Here is an 18,039-nt window from a genome sequence, read left to right as displayed (position 1 = left end):
TCACGGTTCCTGTTCCAGAATGTTCTTTGCGCGGTAGTACTGATCATCCTTCAACCGCCCAAAGAGGACGAGCGAAGAGCCAAGTGTCTCTGATTGCTCGTAGCGGCCGGGGAAGAACATGAGCATGGGCTTACCCACCACGACCGACTGTAAGTTGTTCAGCACGTTGTGGGAGCGGATATAGGGAAAGACCTCACCGATGCCAGTCAGGAACACGATGTCGAAACCACCGTCGATGAGTTTCTCCCGGATGGCGGGGGCTAGGTGCTCCTGAGGGTCGAGTAATCCTTGGAGTAACTCGCGGAAGTCATCCTTATCTTGGTTCGGCTCCAGAGCGACGAGTCGCTCCCACACCCCACGGTCTTTGAGTATCTCGATCGAGAGGTCGTACAGGTTGATGGTCCTCACGCTGATGCCAGCCTGCGACAGCCGGTTCGAGACACGCTTCCGTGCCTTGGCAACCTCCAGAGCGTTCTCCGGGTCATAGGGATAGATGAAGAACGGGACCTCGTTCGATAGTCCCTCCATGCGCAAGAACCGCTGTCCAGACATCACAGCGAACAAGTGCTCTTCCTGACGTGTCAACTCACCTGGTGTCATTGGACTGCCTCCGTTGGAACTCTCACTGGCAGGAACCGGACATCACTAGGTTGACGGGCATCTAACGCTTCGCGAACGCGCTCGGATAGAACTGCCTGCTGGATCTGACCGTCTACGAGGATGCCAGCCTCGGTCAGCATCAGGAACACTGTTGCCCGCAGCTTCTTCACCGTGGATTCCTTCAACTCCGCCAACTCCGGATGCCACAACGCCTTACCGGAGATGAAGCTGTCGAACTCTGGGTAACTCAACGATGGCGTCAGCAGAAGAAAGCGTTCGCGCACGACTTCCTCAGCAAACTCCCCAATGAACGCGTACCGGCGACAGGCTGCTACCCACAAGAGCAGACTGCGTTCGCTGGGGCTTGCCTCCACCAACAACTCAAGTTCTGGATCGGTGAAAACAGTCAGGCGTTGGACGGTCTCGCGGGCGAGGCGCTTGGCCGATGATGCTGTACGGGTCTGTAATAGGTTGTCCGTGGAGAGTCGAACCCTGACGTCCCCCCAGTCATGGGAGTCCAAGTACAAGGGTGCGGCAATGCCAGTTTCCCGGGTTAGGAGGGCACCGCTGGTGAAGGCCAAGGCGTAGTGATCATGGCTATCCGGTTGGGGTGTCAAGCGGTTCTCCTTTCTGCGATCATGGCAGTCAATCAGGCTACGACGTTCCACTGACATTCTGGGCCTCGTGGGCACGCGTGGCGCATCCCAGCTGGGGGTAATGCGTTCTGGAAGGTTGCCAGCGCCGTCTGGGCGACCCCAGTCACCGATCTTGGGCCTGTGGATCCTCCGGAGGTGTTGGCCTTTTCTGTCAGCATGGTCCTCCTAGCGAGCCACGCGCGGAGGTTGTCTTCGGTGATCCTGACGTACGCGCAGAGGCTAGCTGCGAAGCGCCATGGCTCGGACATGTGCGCTCCTCCCTGACGACCGTCTGCGGTACCCATCGATCATATCGGTGCCGCCTCGGTGAGCTGGGTATTTCGGGCCGTCATCAGTTGTCATCGGGCGCAATTGGTGCATGTGTGGTGTCATGCATGTAGCCGCAGATGTAGCCGACAAGAGAATGGGGGAGCTTAGTTGCCAGTAGTTATTTGGGGTGGCTAACGGGACTTGAACCCGCGACATCCGGCACCACAAGCCGGCGCTCTACCAACTGAGCTATAGCCACCATGCGTGCGCCTCGCGGCGTGCACAGCGTAGAACATACTATCGGTTTTCGAGCAGGGGCGCGAATCGCGCGACCGAGGCAGCGGCGGCGAGCTGGGCATCCTGCGATGTGGGCCCAGGGGGTGCGACGAACAGCACGCGGCGGTAGTAGTCGAGCTCGCGAATCGACTCGATGATGTCGGCCATGGCGCGGTGCCCGCCGTTCTTTGCGGGGTTCTGAAAGTAGACCCTCGGAAACCAGCGGCGCGCCAGCTCTTTGACGCTCGACACGTCGAGGCAGCGGTAGCTGAGGTAGTCGTTGAGCTCGGGCAGATCGCGGGCAAGAAATGCGCGATCGGTGCCGATCGAGTTGCCGGCCAGGGGAGCGGTACCCTCGGTGCACACATGGCTGCGCACGTAGGCCATCACCTGCTCGCCGGCCTCGTGCAGCGAGAGCCCCGCGGGCAGCTCGTCGATGAGCCCAGAGGTGGTGTGCATGTCGCGCACGAAGTCGTTCATCTGCGCCAGCGCGGCCTCGCTCGGGCGGATGACCACGTCGAGCCCGTCGTCGAGCGGGTTCAGATCGCCGTCGGTCACCACGACCGCAATCTCAATCAGCTCGTCGTGGTGCAGGTCGAGCCCAGTCATCTCGCAGTCGATCCAGACGATGTATCTGCTGTGCGGCACTGGTGGCTCTCTGACTCTCTGTGTTGGCGTGTGGTGGCCTCGCTGCCTCCCCGGCAGGATTCGAACCCGCGGCACAAGGGGTAGAAACCCTCTGCTCTGTCCACTGAGCTACGGGGAGAGACGCCCTCGATCTTACACGGTAACCCACAGTCTGACCGGGAGCGCTCGGCGGTACGATGGGGGTATGTCACGTATCTTTCACGACCTCACCGAGACGGTCGGGCACACCCCGCTGGTCTCGATCAACCACCTCACCGAGGGCATTCAGCCCGGCACGCGCGTGCTCGTCAAGGTTGAGTCGTTCAACCCGGCCTCAAGCGTCAAAGATCGCACCGCGCTGTCGATCGTGCGCGCGGCCGAAGCCGACGGTCGGCTGAAACCCGGCGGCACCATCCTTGAAGCCACCAGCGGCAACACCGGCGTTGCTCTCGCTTGGATCGGCGCAGCCCTCGGCTACCACGTGATCATCGTGCTGCCCGACGACGTGTCGACCGAGCGTCGCAGCCTCATTCAGGCTCTCGGCGCCGAGCTGATTCTCACCCCCGGCAGCGAGGGCATGGCGGGCGCTAACCAGCGCGCCGGCAAAATTCTCGAAGAGCACCCCGACTACTTCTTGTCGGGCCAGGGCGGCAACCCGGCCAACCCCGCGGTGCACGAGGCGACCACGGGCCCCGAGATTTGGGCAGATACGCATGGCCAGGTCGACATTTTCGTGTCGGCTACCGGCACCGGCGGCACGGCCAGTGGCACGGGGCGCTACCTCAAGAGCCAGAACCCCGCCATCAAGGTGGTCGGCGTCGAGCCCGCCGAGGCTCCGGTGCTCAATGGCGGCCAGTGGCAGCCCCACAAGATCCAGGGCGTCACCGGTGGCAACGGTGTGCCCCCGGTCACCGACCTCGACGTCATCGACGAGGTGCTCACGGTGCCCGGCGATGAGGCCATCGCCACCGCTCGCGCCGCGTTCCGCAACGAGGGGCTGATCGTCGGCATCTCGTCGGGCGCTGCACTGGCTGCGGCCCTGCGCCTGGCCCACGACCCGGCCAATGCCGGCAAGACGATCGTGGCCATTCTGCCAGACACGGGTGAGCGCTATATCAGCAGTGAGCTGTTCGATCACGTGCGCTGAGCATCCAACTGCATGCTTAAAACACAGCGCCCCGACGACACACGTTCGTCGGGGCGCTGTTTGCGTCAGCGGCGGGCTCAGCCCATGATGCGCAGGCGGATGGTCTCATCCCAGTCGCGCAGCACGTTGAGCACCTCTTCGTCGACCCAATCGGCCACGTCGGTGACCGCGTAGCCGATCTGGCCGCGGGTGCCGAGCACCTGGCTCTCGATGTTGACGCCCAGCTCGCTGAGCGTGCTGTTGATCTTGGCGAGCACACCCGGGATGTTGCGGTGGATGTGCGCGATACGGTGGATGCCCTCGGTCCAGGGCAGCGTCAGCGGCGGCAGATTGACGCTGAGGCTCGTGTCGCCGTGCTTGATGTAGTCGATCAGCTTGCCCGACACGAAGCGCCCGATGTTCTCTTGCGCCTCTTCGGTGGAGCCGCCGATGTGCGGGGTGAGGATGACATTGTCGAACTCAGCCAGGGGAGTGTCGAAGGCGTCGCCGCGCTTTTTGGGCTCGGTGGGGTAGACGTCGACCGCAGCGCCACCGAGGTGGCCGCTCTTGATCGCGGCGTAGAGTGCGTCGAGGTCGACCACGTGGCCGCGGGCGTTGTTGATGAACATCGCGCCGTCTTTCATGGCGCTGAACTGCGCTTCGCCGAAAAAGCCGGTGTTCTCTTTGCGGCCGTCGACGTGCAGGGTGACGATGTCGGCCTCGGCCAGCAGCTCGTTGAGCGTGTGTCGGCGCTCGGCGTTGCCCATGGCGAGCTTCTCTTGCGGGTCGAAGAAGATGACCTTCATGCCCATGGCCTCGGCAACCACCGACAGCTGCGCGCCAATGTTGCCGTAGCCGACGATGCCCAGGGTGCGGTGGCGCACCTCGTGCGAGCCGGTGGCTGACTTGTCCCAGATGCCACGATGAGCGAGGCGATCTTTCTGCGGAATGTGACGCACGAGCATCACGATCTCGCCGATGACCAGCTCGACGACCGAGCGGGTGTTGGAGTAGGGTGCGTTGAACACGGCGATGCCGCGGTCGGCTGCCGCCTGCAGATCGATCTGGTTGGTGCCGATGCTGAACGCGCCGACGGTCTCAAGCTGCGGCGAGCTTTCGAGCACGCGCTGGGTGACATGCGTCTTCGAGCGGATGCCGAGCACCGAGACGTCTTGCGTGGCCGCAATGAGCTCGTCTTCGTCGAGCGCGCCAGAGGTGGTCACGACTTCGAAGCCACGAGCCTTCAGGTTGGCCACGGCGAGTGGGTGGATGTTCTCAAGAAGAAGGGCTTTCTGCACCCCTTGATAGTACCGCGAGACCTGCCGCGAAGAAACTGCAGCATGTCGCGCGCGGAGTAGGTGCGCTGCGTGCTCGTTTGCCAGCATGCGTGCTCGTTGGTCACGAGGTGGGGCGGTGGTGGCGAGGGAGCGCACCTACTGGCGAGGGAGCGCGCGAGGCTACAGCGCCTGGGGCGGCAAGGGAGCGCGCGGCTGGGGCCAGGCGCGCATGCAACTCACCCATGTGACCTCATGTGACAACTGCGCGTGCGCCCCAGCAGTCGCGGCCCTACAGTGACTCTGTTATGAACCTTCTCCCGGCGCTCGCGATCGTGATCGGCATTGTGCTGGTCGCGACGGTGCTGGGCGTCTGGCAGCAGCGCCGCTCAGGTCGCGTGGTCGCGCAGTCTGGTGAGCCAACGGATGCCCCAGCCGACTCCCAGCCCAAGCTCGCCTCGATCGTCGGTGAGTTCGGGGCCCTTGGCCAGCGTGCGACCTTTGTGCAGTTCTCCACCGAATACTGCGCCAACTGCCCCTCAGTGCGACGTTCGCTCAGTGCCATCAGCGATGAGCATGCCGACATCGAGTTCATTGAGATCGACGTGGGGCAGCGCCTCGACATCGCCAAGCAGGCCGATGTCATGAAGACCCCCACCGTGCTGGTGCTCGACGGCGGAGGCCACTCGGTGGCCCGCATCGTCGGGCCACCGAAGCGAGCAGACCTCGCACAGCTGGTCGCCACACTGTAGGCGCGACCGCACCACAGCCCATCCATCTGAGGAGTACCGATGACCGAACACACCGACGCGCGCCAGCCAGTCAAATACACGCTTGAGGCGCAGCCCGGCGGCCCCAAGGTCGATCCGCGTGGCCCGCGCTTCGGGGCGAACATCACGTGGGCGCTGCTGCTGGTCACCATCTTTCTGAACCTGATCGAGGGGCCTGCAGCTGTGCGCGAGACACTGGGCGCTCGGCTGGCACAGCCCTCGGTCATCCTGCTGATCGTGATTGCCGCACTGTTCGCGTGGGGTGCGTTTGCCGGGGTCGAGCGGCACCCCTACGGGCTGTTCTTCAAGAACGTCATTCGCCCGAAGCTCGGGGCGCCAGATCACTTCGAGAACCCGAAGCCGCCGACCTTCGCGCAGCTGGTCGGGTTTGTGTTCGCCGCGGTCGGGCTAGTGCTGGGCTTGGCCGGAGTGCCCTACGGGCTGCTGATCCCGGTGATCTTCGCGTTCATCGCGGCATTCCTCAACGGAGTGTTCGGTTACTGCCTGGGCTGCGAGATGTTCCTGCTGCTGGCGCGCGCTAAACTGGTCAGGCTCTGACACCCGCAGCCCGCTCCTCGCGAGCTCGCTGACGACGCCGGCCAGGGCATCTCGAATTCCGTAGCACCCCAGAGGAGCCCCTGTGAGCGTCACCCCCGAAACGTCCACCCAGCGGTCGTGGCTCGACCGATTCTTCAAAATCAGCGAGCGCGGCTCGACTGTCGGCACTGAGGTGCGCGGCGGCGTCGTGAGCTTTGTCGCGATGGCCTACATCGTGATTCTGAACCCGCTGATCATCGGCGGCTTCAGCGCCGACCAAGCCTCCGTCGACGTGCTGGGCGGCTGGCTGCCCAACTCGCAGGTGGCTGCAGTCACCGCGCTCACCGCCGGCGTGATGACCGTGCTGTTCGGGTTCGTCGCCAACCTGCCGTTCGGGCTGGCCGCGGGGCTCGGTGTCAACTCGTTCCTCGCCGTCAGCGTGGTGCAAGACGTCACCTGGGCTGAGGCCATGGGGCTCGTCGTCATCAATGGCATCATCATCACGATCCTGTCGCTGACCGGCCTGCGCACCATGATCTTTGAGTCGATCCCGCAGCAGCTGAAGACCGCCATCACGGTGGGAATCGGTCTGTTCATCGCGTTCATCGGCTTCGTCGACTCGGGCTTTGTGCGCGCCAGCGGGCAGAACTCGCCGCCGGTGCAGCTCGGCGACGGCGGCTCGGTCACCACGTGGCCGGTCGTGATCTTCTTTATCACCCTGCTGATCATGGCCGTGCTGATGGCCAAGAAGGTCAAGGGCGCACTGCTGATCGGTCTGGTGTTCTCGACGATCGTCGCGGCCATCGTTGAATCGGTGCTGCACCTCGGCAGCTCGGTCACCAACCCCTCGGGCTGGTCGCTCAACGTGCCGCAGCTGTCGGGCGCACTGTTCTCGCTGCCCGACCTCAGCCTCGTGGGGCAGTTCAACTTCGGCGCCTTCGAGCGCATCGGCTGGCTGTCGGCCACCATGCTGATCTTCACCCTGTTCTTCACCAGCTTCTTCGATGCCATGGGCACCATGACCGGCCTGGCCAAGGGTGCGGGGCTCGCTGACGAAGACGGCAACTTTCCGCGACTGAAGTCGGCCATGGTGATGGAGGGCGTGGCGGTTGCTGCCGGTGGCGCAACCTCGGGCTCGGCTAACACTGTGTTCGTCGATGCCGCGGCAGGTGTCGGCGAAGGCGCGCGCACCGGTTTCGCCGCGGTGATCACCGGCGGGCTGTTCCTGCTGGCGATGTTCTTCACTCCGCTGACCCAGGTGGTGCCACTCGAGGTGGCCGCTGCAGCCCTGGTGGCCGTCGGCTCGCTGATGGTCGCCCAGATCAAAGACATCGACTGGAGCGAGCTGTCGGCCTCGGTGCCGGTGTTCTTGACCATCACCGTGATGCCGCTGACCTACTCGATCGCCAATGGCATCGGCGTGGGCTTCATCAGCTGGGTGATCATTCGCAGCCTGGCTGGCAAATGGCGCGAGATCTCACCGCTGCTGTGGATCGTGGCCGCAGGCTTCTTGATCTACTTCGCCCGCGGCCCGATCGAGTCACTGATCGGCTGATCGAGCAGTGCGTACGAAGACCCCGATGGCTTATGCAGCTGCCGGGGTCTTCTGCTTGACTCGGGCGCGGCACCGTGCTGCACTGATCGTGCTGTACAGAGACCGACGTGATGGAGAGGAATGATATGGCGCAGGTGGTTTTGGCCGGTGGGTGCTTCTGGTGCCTCGACAGTGTGTTTCGCCGGGTGCGCGGGGTGACCGACGTAGTCAGTGGGTATACCGGCGGGGTGACTCAGCATCCTACCTATCAGCAGGTGTGCACGGGGGCCACCGGGCATGCCGAGGCGGTGCTGGTGCGCTACGACGCCGATCAGGTCTCGCTCGACCAGCTGCTCGACGTGTTCTTCACGATGCACGACCCCACGACGCTCAACCGGCAGGGCGCCGATGTCGGCACGCAGTATCGCTCGGCGCTGTTCTTTGCCGATGACGATCAGCGGGCGGCCTTCGAGCGGGCGATCGTGCGCTCGGGGCAGCTGTGGACTCAGCCGATCGTGACCACGCTCGAGCCGTTAGGGGCGTTCTACGACGCCGAGGAGTATCACCAGGACTTCTTCGCGAAGAACCCGACCCAGGGCTACTGCCAGGCTGTGGTGCCGCCGAAGATTGCGAAGGTGCGCGCAAAAAACGCCGACCTGTTGCGCGATTGACCTACTGTGGGGCTGACCTGCTGCGTGACTGACCTGCTGAGGGACTGACCTCTCGCACGACCGGGGTGCTGCGTGACTGACCGGTTGTGCACAGGCGCGTTTTTCGCTGATTTTCTCCACAGCTAATGGATGCGCCTCGTGCGGTCGCGTCTGACGCGCGAGTCTGGGCATGTGCATCGTCCGATGCGCACACCTGAGCGAAAGCGAGACTCCCATGGCTTCAGACACCATCAGCGTGAACGGCTTCGTCGCCACTGCGCCCCGTGCGGTGCGCACCGGCGACGGCCTCACTATCACCACCTTTCGGCTGGCCACGAGTGCCAGGCGCTACGATGCCAAGGCCGGGCAATGGGTAGACGGCGACACCAACTGGTTCACTGTCTCGGCGTTCCGGTCACTTGCCACCAATATCGAGCGCTCCATTGAGAAGGGGCACCGTGTGCTGGTGCAGGGGCGGCTGCGCGTGCGCAACTGGGTCAAAGAAGATCGTCGCGGCACCAGTGTCGAGATTCTCGCCGACAGCATCGGTCACGATCTCTCGTGGGGCACGGCCACATTCACCAAAGTCGACCGCTCGCCGCGCGCCGTCGACCCTGGCGACGCCCAGCTCCAACCGCACGATGAGCCAGTGGGGGCCAGCGGCGCGCACGATGCCGGCGCTGGCGTGCACGCGGTGCCCGAGCCGTCGCAGCACGAACAGGCGCCTGCGGTGCCAGCCGACGATCAGGCTTCCGAGGCGTGGCATCACCCAGGGCAGCAGAAGGCCGACTGGGGTGCGCAGGCTCAGGCAGGGTGACACCAGTGTCCGGTTCAGGGCCGGCATAGGGGGCGATCGACCGTGCTGCTGGCAGTGCAGACGGTAGGCTGGCGACATGCGTTCTGTTGCCCGTTCTCTCGTTGTGCTTGCCCTGCTGCCCACCACCCTGGTTGGGTGCTCGACCATTGTGCAGACCGAAGCGAGCCCGTCATCCACTGTGTCGCCCAGTGTCGTGGCCACGTGGCAGCCCGACGGAGACGCCGCCACCAATCAGGCGGCCTTCGATGGGCTGCTGCAGCCGCTGACCAACGCCGACGGGGTGCCCGACGAGCATGACGTGGTCAATGCGTTGCGCGGGGCCGGGCTCACGACCGACCAGCTGCAGGTCACCCCAGCGGTCACGCCTACTGGGCTCGCCGCCGACACGCTCTCAGTCTCGGCCGAAGTGCAAGGGCAGTGTCTGGTGGGGCAGTACCACAAAGGCACCTACGGTGGCAGCGCAGTGGTCGACCCGATCGACGGCGCCTGCTTGGTCGGTGACACGGTCGACATCGATTGGTGACATCGCAGAGCCGATGATTCGGCGTGGCTCAGGATGCTCTGTGGCGACCACGCCGTGCCGATAGACTGGTGCGCATGGCTGAATATATCTACCAGATGGTCCGCGCCCGAAAAGCCCATGGCGACAAGGTCATCCTCGACGACGTCACGCTGTCGTTCCTCCCCGGAGCGAAGATCGGTGTGGTCGGCCCCAACGGTGCTGGCAAGTCGAGCGTGCTCAAGATCATGGCGGGGCTCGACACCCCGAGCAACGGCGAGGCCCGTCTGACCGACGGCTATACCGTTGGCATCCTGCAGCAGGAGCCGCCGCTCGACGAAGACCTGACGGTGCTCGAAAACGTGCAGCAGGGCGTTGGTGAGATCAAGGCCAAGGTCGATCGCTTCAACGCGATTTCAGAAGAGCTGGCCTCACCCGATGCCGACTACGACGCCCTGCTCGAAGAGATGGGGCGCCTGCAAGAGCAGATCGACGCCGCAGACGCCTGGGATCTCGACGCGCAGCTCGAGCAGGCCATGGATGCCCTGCGCTGCCCACCCTCTGACGCACTGGTCAAAAACCTCTCGGGTGGTGAGCGCCGTCGTGTCGCGCTGTGCCAGCTGCTGCTGAAGAAGCCCGACCTGCTGCTGCTCGATGAGCCCACCAACCATCTTGACGCCGAGAGTGTGCTCTGGCTCGAGCAGCACCTGCACACCTACCCGGGTGCAGTGCTGGCCGTCACGCACGATCGTTACTTCCTCGATCACGTGGCCGAGTGGATTCTCGAGCTCGACCGCGGTCGTGCCTACCCGTACGAAGGCAACTACTCGACGTACCTCGAAAAGAAAGCCGCTCGACTCGAGGTGCAGGGCAAAAAAGACGCCAAGCTGGCCAAGCGCCTCGAAGACGAGCTCGAGTGGGTGCGCAGCAACGCCAAGGGGCGCCAGACCAAGAGCAAGGCTCGTCTGGCCCGCTACGAAGAGATGGCGGCCGAGGCCGAGAAGACTCGCAAGCTCGACTTCGAGGAGATCCAGATTCCGCCGGGCCCGCGTCTGGGCGACGTGGTGCTCGAGGCCAGCCACCTGCAGAAGGGCTTCGATGGGCGCACGCTCATCGACGACCTGTCGTTCACGCTCCCGCGCAACGGCATCGTCGGTGTGATCGGCCCCAACGGTGTGGGCAAGTCGACGCTGTTCAAGACCATCGTTGGGCTTGAATCGCTCGACGGCGGCGAGTTGAAGGTCGGTGAAACGGTCAAGATCTCGTATGTCGACCAGAACCGTGAGGGCATCGACCCCGACAAGAACGTTTGGCAGGTCGTCTCTGATGGGCTCGACTACATTCAGGTCGGCCAGGTCGAGATGCCTTCGCGTGCCTACGTGTCGGCCTTCGGCTTCAAAGGCCCCGATCAGCAGAAGCCCTCGGGCGTGCTCTCGGGCGGTGAGCGCAACCGATTGAACCTCGCCCTGACGCTCAAACAGGGCGGTAACCTGCTGCTGCTTGACGAGCCCACCAACGATCTCGACGTCGAGACCCTCTCAAGCCTTGAGAACGCGCTTCTGGAGTTCCCCGGCTGTGCCGTGGTGATCACCCACGATCGCTGGTTCCTCGACCGAGTCGCCACGCACATCCTTGCCTATGAAGGCGACGAGACCGACCCGGCCAAGTGGTATTGGTTCGAGGGCAACTTCGAGGCCTACGAAGCGAACAAGGTGCAGCGTCTCGGTGAAGACGCCGCGCGCCCGCATCGGGTCACTTACCGCAAGCTCACGCGCGACTGAGCGCTCATGCTGTGAAGACGGGGCTCGGACACATCGTTGTGCGGGCCCTTTCTTCGTCTGCTCGCAGCGCAGGATGCGGTGTGCGTGGGTTGCGGTGTCACGGATTGGGGTTTTCGGTCGTGAATCCCGCGTTTGGTGACACGTGTGTGGTGCACGGTGGTGATGTCTGGGTGTGGATGTGGAGTGCTGTGCGCCCAGGTGTCACGGATTGTGGTTTTCGGTGGTGAAACTCGCGTTTGGTGACACGTGTGTTCGGCATGTTGAGCGCATCGGGGGTGAATCTCGCATTTCGTGACACCTCAGCGCTCTGAGCGCTCTGAGCGCCCTGAGCACACTGAGCGCTGGGGTGCACAGTTGCCCGCACTAGACAAGCGCCCGGGCGCTACTTTCGAAACTGCGGCAGGCGCACCAAGCCCTCTTGCGCGACGGTGGCGATGAGCGTGCCGTCGCGCGTGAACATGCGCCCCACCGTGAGGCCGCGCCCACCCTGGGCGCTCGGGGAATCCTGCACGTACAGCACCCACTCGTCGGCGCGGGCTGGGCGATGAAACCACATCGCGTGATCGAGGCTCGCCGTGTTCAGCCCGGGGTAGGCCCACGGGATGCCGTGCTTGCGCAGAATCGGCTCGAACGTCGTGTAATCGCTCGCGTAGGCGAGTGCTGCGGCGTGCAGTCCGCGGTCGTCGCCCAGCGGCTCGCGGGTCTTGATCCAGACGGCCTGCCAGGGCGCGTCGCGCGCATCATCGTCGACGCTCACGTAGATCGGCGAAGGGTAGTGGCGCATCGTGAACGCACGGTAGTCAGAGAAGTACCGCCGCACCACCTCGGGCGCACTGGCCAGAGTCTCAGACGTCGAGGGCAGGTCTTCGGGCGCCGGGATGCCCTCGGGCGGTCGCACCTCGTGTTGCAGCCCGGGGTCGTCGGTCTGAAATGAGGTGATCATCGACAGGATGGGCTGGTCGTTCTGGTACGCCTGCACGCGACGCTGGCTGAACGAGCGGCCGTCGCGCAGCGTCTCAACTGAGAAGTCAACGGGCAACTCGATGTCGCCGCCGCGCAGAAAGTAGCCGTGCAGCGAATGCACAAAGCGATCATCGGGCACGGTCTTTGTGGCGGCGGTCAGCGCCTGGGCGAGAATCTGCCCACCGAAGACGCGTCCAGTCGGCATCCAGTGCGAGGGCCCACGGAAACCGCGCTCGTTGCTGTGTGCTGCAGGTGCATCGGTCAGGGTCAGCACCTCTTTGATGCTCTTGACCGGCTGCACTTGATCGATCGAGAAGTTGCGCTCTGGCACGGTGCCTCCTGTGAGATTCTGTTGCGAGTATAGTCGGCGCGCGCCGGTGTGCTGACCACACGTGCGCTACCGTGGTGGGCATGGACAACGCCCTCAGACTGCGCGATCAGCGTGCCGTCGCCGACCTCGATCAGTTCGCACGTCGGGCGCTGCGGCTCGATGAGAACGCAGGCATCTCGGTCGCGGCGCATGGGCAGGTGGCCGTGGTCACCGCGTCACCGCTCTACAGCACTGGCCTCAATGACCAGGCGCCCACGCTGTTAGCCGTGAAAGTGCTGCAGCTGAGTGAAGAATCCACCGTGCACTTTGTGGCCCCGGCCCAAGCTGTCACCGACCGCACCGCGCGACTGCGCAGCACAGATGACACTGTGTTTCGCGCCCCGCCGGTCGAAACCCTCGAGGTCTGGGCGGCGGTCACCCCGCCGCAGGCAGGATGGGCACCGCTCGCCGAGGTGACCTCAGCACGCGTTACCGAGATTGCTCGCGCCGGCATCGAACGGGTGAGCGCGGGGGTGCCCGATGTGGCCGGTGAACTCGCCGTGCACGAGTTGCGCGCGCGAATCTGGGGGGTCAGTGAGGATGCCCTGGCCGGCTTCGTCAGCGGCGTCGCGTTCGCCCTCGACGGCTTCGGGTTTCTGGCTGACGGGCAACCGGTGCGACTGTCGACCAACGGCCGTTGGCAGCGCGCGAGTGCCGCATTCGGCGATGTGATTGCGCGCCCGTCTCGCGTGAGCTGCGTCTTGGGCATCACGCGGCCCTAGCACATCCCGTACTTCGATACCCCATTCGGCGAACAGTCGTATACAACCCGGCGAATTTCACAGCCTTCTCTCATCTTCTGTACCCCTGCGTGTTAGCCTCACTTCGCCATCTGCGCGACGACAATGACGTCGTCATCTTTAGACATCGCGTCCTCTTGTGGTCGCGCAGGCCAGGCGTCGCAACGGTGCGGCGTCTGACTGACAACTGAAGGAAGACCAATGAAGATCTCCCGAATGACGGCACTGGTCGCCGTCGCCGCGCTCGCTGCCACTGCCGCAGGATGCTCCACACAGAGCTCCGGTGGCTCCAACAGCGCCAATTCCCTCTCGCAGCTGTCAATCATCGCGCCGGCCAACCCCGGCAGCGGATGGGACGGCACCGCTCGTGCGCTGCAAGAAGCATTGCAAGACACCGGGCTCGCCAAGCGAGTCGAGGTCACCAACGTGCCTGGAGCATCCGGCACCGTTGCCCTGGCACAGTTTGGCGCCAGTGAGGGCAAGAGTGGCACGTGGATGGCCTCTGGCCTGGCCATGATGAGCGGCGTGATCACGAACAAGACCGATACGACGCTCGACGACGTCACTCCGTTGGCACGTCTGACCGGTGAAAGCGAGCTCATCGTGGTGCCGGCAGACTCCCCGTACCAGAGCATTGACGACCTCGCGGAGGCTGTCAAAGCCGACCCCGGGTCGGTCGCCATTGCTGGCGGGTCGGCTGGCAGCGCCGATCACATTTTCTTGGGGCTGTGGGCTCAGGCCTATGGCATTGAGCCCTCGAAACTGAACTTCGTGCCGTTCTCTGGTGGCGGTGAAGCAACCACTGCACTGCTCGGCAATAAAGTTGCCGCAGGGGTGGCAGGAACTTCGGAATTCGCCGCGCAGGTGCAGGCCGGCAAATTGCGACCTTTGCTGGTCAGCTCCACCGAGAAGATCGAGTCACTGCCTGACGCACCCACGGTGACCGACATCGATAAGAGCGAGCTCGACTTCTACAACTGGCGGTCGGTGCTCGCACCCAAAGGCATCAGCGATGCTGATCGCACAACGTATCTGGCCGTGCTCGACGAACTGGTGAAGTCGGACAAGTGGAAAGAAACGCTGACCACGAACGACTGGCAGGATCTCTACCTGAGCGGTGACGATTTCAGCACCTGGCAGACCTCCGAGTCTGAGCGGGTGCGCGGGGTGCTCGAGGATCTGAGTCTGGCCTGATCATGAGTACCCTGACCGACAGCTCCGTTTCGCGGAGAGCCGGTCTGCCAGTGGGGGAGTGCGTGTTCAGCGCACTCCTCCTGCTGACCGGCATCATCACCATCGTCGACTCTCTGCATCTGCCACCGTCGATCTCGGCCTCCGGCATTGGCGCCGACCTCATGTCGAAAGTGGTCGGTGGGTTTCTCGTTGTGGTCTCGATTCTGCTGTTCGTGCAGCTGTTGCGTGGCAACCGAGGAGAGCCAGATGAGGCAGAGGGCGACGTCGATCCCAGCAAGACGCGCTATGGAATGCTCTTCACCGCCATTGCCGTGATCATCGTGCATGGGCTGCTTATTGAGCCAGCCGGATTCGTCGTTGCCTCCACGCTCACGTTCTGGGGCATCGCATTCACCCTCGGGTCGCGCAGATACCTGCTCGACCCCGTCATCGGCCTGGTGTTGTCGGTGGCGATCTACTACGGCTTCACCTTGGGCCTCGGCATCTACCTGCCCGGGCTGTTCGAAGGACTGATCGCAAATGGATAGCTTCATGCAGCTGCTCAGCGGTCTGGGCAATGCCCTGACTCCCGAGAATCTCGCCTATGCCTTCATCGGCTGTTTGGTCGGCACATTGGTCGGTGTGCTTCCGGGGATCGGGCCCGCGTTGACGATCGCACTGCTGATGCCGTTGACCTATGGTCTCGGCCCCGGAGCGGCGTTCATCATGTTCGCCGGAATCTTCTACGGTGCGATGTACGGTGGCTCCACCACATCGATACTGATGAAGACCCCAGGCGAATCGGGGTCGATCATCGCCTCGATCGACGGGCACAAGATGGCAAAAGCCGGAAGAGGTGCTGCCGCGCTCGCGACGGCGGCCATCGGCTCGTTCGTGGCCGGTCTCATCGCCACATTGTTGCTCGCCTTTTTCGCGCCAGTCATTGCCGACTATGCGATCAAGCTTGGCAGTGCCGACTATCTGGCGCTGATGGTGCTGGCTTTTCTGACCGTCAGCTCGCTGATGGGGCGTTCGGTGATTCGTGGGCTTGCTGCGCTCGGAATCGGCCTGGTGCTCGGGGTTGTCGGCATGGACTTCCAGTCTGGTCAGGCGCGCTTGACCTTCGGCAATGCCCGGCTGCTCGACGGCATCGACGTGGTGCTGCTGATCGTGGCGCTGTTCGCGATCGGGGAGGTGCTCTATGTTGTTGCGCACCGCACCACGTTTGTGACCGGTGCGATGAGTATCAAAGGGCAGAAATGGATGACCCGTTCAGACTGGCGACGCTCTTGGAAGCCCTGGCTGCGCGGAACCGTGATCGGATTCCCCATGGGTACCATCCCCGCGGGCGGCTCCGAGATTCCGACCTTCCTGTCGTACTCTCTCGAGCGCAAGCTCTCAAAACACCCTGAGGAGTTCGGCAAGGGCGCGATCGAGGGGGTTGCCGGCCCGGAGGCTGCCAACAACGCAAACGCCGCGGGCGTTCTGGTGCCGCTGCTCACTCTCGGTCTGCCCACCAGCGGAACGGCCGCCGTGATCCTGGTGGCCTTTCAACAGTTCGGTCTGCAGCCCGGGCCGCAGCTGATGACAACGCAGGCCGACCTAGTCTGGACGCTCATCGCCAGCCTTTTGATCGGCAATGCCATTCTGCTGGTGCTGAACCTGCCGCTGGTCGGCATGTGGGTGAAGTTGCTGAGCATTCCGAAGCAGTATCTCTATGCGGGCATCAGTGTGTTCGCGCTGCTCGGGGCCTATGCGCTCAGCTCGGCCGCATTCGAGATCTTTCTGATGCTCGGTATCGGCGTGCTCGGGTACTTCCTGCGTCGATTTGGGGTGCCCATTACCCCGGTCATCATCGGTGCCATCCTCGGGCCGCTTTCCGAGCTGCAGCTGCGCCGCACACTCGATATCTCGGCCGGCGACCCGAAAGCGCTGGTGAACTCGCCCTTCGCGGCAACGGTCTACAGCATCCTGGTGATCATGCTCATCGCGGTGGTCGCTCTGCGAATGCGGGCGCGTAAACGCGACCACGGCGAAGTGAGCGAACTGGTCACCGAGGTCACTACGGGTGCATCGCACTCGCCTGGTTTCGAACGCCAGTTTGAGCACACCGAGCCGGTGACCACGGTGAGCACGTCTGCTGAGCAGTCCGGTCGCAGTGCAGATGGTGACGGCGAAGAAACCGAACGCGACCGACCGCGTACGTGATCGCACGGGTGCTGTTTCCGCTGCACGTGATCGTGCTGCAAGCGCTCACCTACGTGGTGCGCCCGGCGATCACCTATCAAGCAGTAGAGGTCGGTGCCGGCGGCTGGTGGATCGGTGCCATCGCGGCGAGTTTCGCGTTGGTGCCGATCCTCATCGCCATCAGAGCGGGTCGAGTCGCCGATCAGGTCGGCGTGCGACTCTTAGTCGTCACAGGCAGCTTGATCATGGCAGCAGCTACGGCCGCGCTGCTGCTCTTCGCCGGCAGCGTTGCCGCACTGATCGCGATCTCTGCGCTGCTCGGCAGTGGTCATCTGCTGGTTGTCGTGGGGCAACAGGCCGCGGTCGCGCAGGCCAGTGGCCGCCGAGTCGATGCCAGTTTCGGCATGTTCGCCTTTTACACCTCTCTCGGCCAGGCAGTTGGGCCGTTGCTGATTGGCTGGTGGGGAGGCTGGCATCAGACGGTGCCGCATCTTTTGGCCGTCTACTGGGGCGCGCTGGTACTTGCGCTGCTGCTCGTGCTGCTGGGGTGGAGCATCCCAGAAGCGAAAGCCGGCGCACCGAGGCGCCGTCTGCGCGACGTGCATGCCCCGGTTGCGCTCTCGAAAGAAGCGCGCCGAGAGGTGCTCTCGGCAATCATCGTGGGAGTCATCGTGCTGAGCGCGGTTGACGTGATCACGCTCTTTCTGCCGCTCATCGGGGCGCAACAGGGCTTGACTGCCGGGGTGGTCGCCACACTGCTGATGCTCAGAGGTGCGACCTCGATGCTCTCCAGACTGCTGATGGGCCGCTTGGTCGATCGTCGAGGGCGCATGCCGGTGCTGTTGTCGGGGCTTTGGCTTTCGGCGGCGTGTATGGTCGGCCTGGCCTTCCCCTGGCCGGTCTGGCTGCTCGCGCTTCTGCTTGCCGTCGGGGGGTTCGTGCTTGGGCTGGGGCAGCCGCTGAGTATGGCGTGGGTGAGTGATGCTGTGCCGCGTGATCAGCGGGCCACTTGGCTGGCCACCCGGCTGGCGGGAAACCGCATCACCCAGTTTGCCATGCCGCTGCTGACCGGGGCGATCGCCCAGTCGTTCGGCGCGATATTCGCTTTTCCGCTGGCAGGGCTGCTGTTGGTGGGGGCGGCTGTGCTCGCGACACGGTCAACCGGCGATGCGAACGGTTCTGAAGAGACGCCGCAGCTGGGAGACTGACT

General features: G+C 63.9%; 18 protein-coding genes and 2 tRNA genes. 13 read left to right on the top strand and 7 right to left on the bottom strand.

The window, feature by feature from the left end:
- The 5 genes from G557_RS0103805 to G557_RS0103785 all read right to left on the bottom strand — a co-directional run bounded on the left by G557_RS0103805 (window position 1) and on the right by G557_RS0103785 (window position 2,547).
- Window positions 1-600 carry a DUF1788 domain-containing protein gene (locus tag G557_RS0103805; protein ID WP_028245008.1) on the bottom strand — a complete coding sequence of 200 codons (600 nt, stop codon included), beginning with the start codon at window positions 598-600 and terminating at the stop codon, window positions 1-3.
- The gene (locus G557_RS0103800) at window positions 597-1,217 is read right to left on the bottom strand and encodes a DUF1819 family protein (protein WP_036961065.1); all 621 of its coding nucleotides are present in this window, start codon (window positions 1,215-1,217) and stop codon (window positions 597-599) included. Before G557_RS0103800 ends, G557_RS0103805 begins: the two co-directional genes overlap by 4 nt.
- 471 nt (window positions 1,218-1,688) lie before the next feature.
- Window positions 1,689-1,764, bottom strand: a tRNA-His gene (locus tag G557_RS0103795).
- A 38-nt stretch (window positions 1,765-1,802) separates the two neighbouring features.
- Window positions 1,803-2,429 carry an oligoribonuclease gene (gene orn, locus G557_RS0103790; RefSeq protein ID WP_028245006.1) on the bottom strand — a complete coding sequence of 209 codons (627 nt, stop codon included), beginning with the start codon at window positions 2,427-2,429 and terminating at the stop codon, window positions 1,803-1,805.
- A 45-nt stretch (window positions 2,430-2,474) separates the two neighbouring features.
- A tRNA-Arg gene (locus G557_RS0103785) sits at window positions 2,475-2,547 on the bottom strand.
- 66 nt (window positions 2,548-2,613) lie between these two features.
- Here G557_RS0103785 and cysK point away from each other — a divergent pair.
- Window positions 2,614-3,555 (top strand): cysteine synthase A, encoded by a 942-nt coding sequence (gene cysK, locus G557_RS0103780; protein ID WP_028245005.1) that lies wholly within the window; start codon window positions 2,614-2,616, stop codon window positions 3,553-3,555.
- A gap of 77 nt (window positions 3,556-3,632) precedes the next feature.
- On the opposite strand, the gene serA is transcribed toward cysK, so the two are convergent.
- Complete coding sequence (serA, locus tag G557_RS0103775; protein ID WP_028245004.1) at window positions 3,633-4,832, bottom strand: phosphoglycerate dehydrogenase; 1,200 nt, start codon at window positions 4,830-4,832, stop codon at window positions 3,633-3,635.
- Between the two features lie 284 nt (window positions 4,833-5,116).
- Here serA and G557_RS0103770 point away from each other — a divergent pair, with 284 nt between their 5' ends.
- The 7 genes from G557_RS0103770 (at window position 5,117) to ettA (ending at window position 11,396) form a co-directional block, all read left to right on the top strand.
- Window positions 5,117-5,560, top strand: a complete 444-nt coding sequence (locus tag G557_RS0103770) for a thioredoxin family protein (protein ID WP_051224464.1) — start codon at window positions 5,117-5,119, stop codon at window positions 5,558-5,560.
- Between the two features lie 39 nt (window positions 5,561-5,599).
- On the top strand, window positions 5,600-6,136 hold the full coding sequence (locus G557_RS11530; RefSeq protein WP_051224461.1) for a DUF4395 domain-containing protein: 537 nt from the start codon (window positions 5,600-5,602) through the stop codon (window positions 6,134-6,136).
- Between the two features lie 82 nt (window positions 6,137-6,218).
- Complete coding sequence (locus G557_RS0103760) at window positions 6,219-7,670, top strand: NCS2 family permease (protein ID WP_028245002.1); 1,452 nt, start codon at window positions 6,219-6,221, stop codon at window positions 7,668-7,670.
- A gap of 125 nt (window positions 7,671-7,795) precedes the next feature.
- Window positions 7,796-8,320, top strand: coding sequence for a peptide-methionine (S)-S-oxide reductase MsrA (gene msrA / locus G557_RS0103755; protein WP_028245001.1), 525 nt, complete (start codon window positions 7,796-7,798; stop codon window positions 8,318-8,320).
- Between the two features lie 214 nt (window positions 8,321-8,534).
- Complete coding sequence (locus tag G557_RS0103750; protein WP_028245000.1) at window positions 8,535-9,116, top strand: single-stranded DNA-binding protein; 582 nt, start codon at window positions 8,535-8,537, stop codon at window positions 9,114-9,116.
- Between the two features lie 76 nt (window positions 9,117-9,192).
- Window positions 9,193-9,639: a DUF6993 domain-containing protein gene (locus tag G557_RS13265; RefSeq protein WP_051224459.1), complete on the top strand. Its 447-nt coding sequence runs from the start codon at window positions 9,193-9,195 to the stop codon at window positions 9,637-9,639.
- Window positions 9,640-9,713: 74 nt separating this feature from the next.
- The gene (ettA, locus tag G557_RS0103740; RefSeq protein WP_028244999.1) at window positions 9,714-11,396 is read left to right on the top strand and encodes an energy-dependent translational throttle protein EttA; all 1,683 of its coding nucleotides are present in this window, start codon (window positions 9,714-9,716) and stop codon (window positions 11,394-11,396) included.
- A gap of 382 nt (window positions 11,397-11,778) precedes the next feature.
- Here ettA and G557_RS0103735 read toward each other — a convergent pair whose 3' ends face one another.
- The gene (locus G557_RS0103735; protein ID WP_245542762.1) at window positions 11,779-12,690 is read right to left on the bottom strand and encodes an acyl-CoA thioesterase; all 912 of its coding nucleotides are present in this window, start codon (window positions 12,688-12,690) and stop codon (window positions 11,779-11,781) included.
- Window positions 12,691-12,770: 80 nt separating this feature from the next.
- Here G557_RS0103735 and G557_RS13260 point away from each other — a divergent pair, with 80 nt between their 5' ends.
- The 5 genes from G557_RS13260 to G557_RS11505 all read left to right on the top strand — a co-directional run bounded on the left by G557_RS13260 (window position 12,771) and on the right by G557_RS11505 (window position 18,037).
- Window positions 12,771-13,451 (top strand): DUF8185 domain-containing protein, encoded by a 681-nt coding sequence (locus G557_RS13260; RefSeq protein ID WP_051224456.1) that lies wholly within the window; start codon window positions 12,771-12,773, stop codon window positions 13,449-13,451.
- A 219-nt stretch (window positions 13,452-13,670) separates the two neighbouring features.
- Window positions 13,671-14,663, top strand: a complete 993-nt coding sequence (locus tag G557_RS0103725) for a Bug family tripartite tricarboxylate transporter substrate binding protein (RefSeq protein WP_028244997.1) — start codon at window positions 13,671-13,673, stop codon at window positions 14,661-14,663.
- Window positions 14,664-14,665: 2 nt separating this feature from the next.
- Complete coding sequence (locus tag G557_RS11515) at window positions 14,666-15,190, top strand: tripartite tricarboxylate transporter TctB family protein (protein WP_084626979.1); 525 nt, start codon at window positions 14,666-14,668, stop codon at window positions 15,188-15,190.
- The gene (locus G557_RS11510) at window positions 15,183-16,850 is read left to right on the top strand and encodes a tripartite tricarboxylate transporter permease (protein ID WP_084626978.1); all 1,668 of its coding nucleotides are present in this window, start codon (window positions 15,183-15,185) and stop codon (window positions 16,848-16,850) included. The genes G557_RS11515 and G557_RS11510 overlap by 8 nt, the downstream gene beginning before the upstream one ends.
- Window positions 16,847-18,037 carry an MFS transporter gene (locus G557_RS11505; RefSeq protein ID WP_051224451.1) on the top strand — a complete coding sequence of 397 codons (1,191 nt, stop codon included), beginning with the start codon at window positions 16,847-16,849 and terminating at the stop codon, window positions 18,035-18,037. The genes G557_RS11510 and G557_RS11505 overlap by 4 nt, the downstream gene beginning before the upstream one ends.
- The last annotated feature ends 2 nt before the right edge of the window (window positions 18,038-18,039 follow it).

The sequence above is a fragment of the Pseudoclavibacter soli DSM 23366 genome (assembly GCF_000423505.1).
Classification (GTDB): domain Bacteria; phylum Actinomycetota; class Actinomycetes; order Actinomycetales; family Microbacteriaceae; genus Pseudoclavibacter_A; species Pseudoclavibacter_A soli.
Note: the sequence above shows the minus strand (reverse complement) of the source record. Positions and strands in the feature narration are given on the sequence as shown.

Excerpts from the sequence above, each read along its gene's own strand:
- G557_RS0103805 (WP_028245008.1), bottom strand. The coding sequence starts at position 600 with ATGACACCAGGTGAGTTGACACGTCAGGAAGAGCACTTGTTCGCTGTG.
- cysK (WP_028245005.1), top strand. The coding sequence starts at position 2,614 with ATGTCACGTATCTTTCACGACCTCACCGAGACGGTCGGGCACACCCCG.
- G557_RS0103770 (WP_051224464.1), top strand. The coding sequence starts at position 5,117 with ATGAACCTTCTCCCGGCGCTCGCGATCGTGATCGGCATTGTGCTGGTC.
- G557_RS11530 (WP_051224461.1), top strand. The coding sequence starts at position 5,600 with ATGACCGAACACACCGACGCGCGCCAGCCAGTCAAATACACGCTTGAG.
- msrA (WP_028245001.1), top strand. The coding sequence starts at position 7,796 with ATGGCGCAGGTGGTTTTGGCCGGTGGGTGCTTCTGGTGCCTCGACAGT.
- G557_RS0103750 (WP_028245000.1), top strand. The coding sequence starts at position 8,535 with ATGGCTTCAGACACCATCAGCGTGAACGGCTTCGTCGCCACTGCGCCC.
- G557_RS13265 (WP_051224459.1), top strand. The coding sequence starts at position 9,193 with ATGCGTTCTGTTGCCCGTTCTCTCGTTGTGCTTGCCCTGCTGCCCACC.
- ettA (WP_028244999.1), top strand. The coding sequence starts at position 9,714 with ATGGCTGAATATATCTACCAGATGGTCCGCGCCCGAAAAGCCCATGGC.
- G557_RS13260 (WP_051224456.1), top strand. The coding sequence starts at position 12,771 with ATGGACAACGCCCTCAGACTGCGCGATCAGCGTGCCGTCGCCGACCTC.
- G557_RS0103725 (WP_028244997.1), top strand. The coding sequence starts at position 13,671 with ATGAAGATCTCCCGAATGACGGCACTGGTCGCCGTCGCCGCGCTCGCT.
- G557_RS11515 (WP_084626979.1), top strand. The coding sequence starts at position 14,666 with ATGAGTACCCTGACCGACAGCTCCGTTTCGCGGAGAGCCGGTCTGCCA.
- G557_RS11510 (WP_084626978.1), top strand. The coding sequence starts at position 15,183 with ATGGATAGCTTCATGCAGCTGCTCAGCGGTCTGGGCAATGCCCTGACT.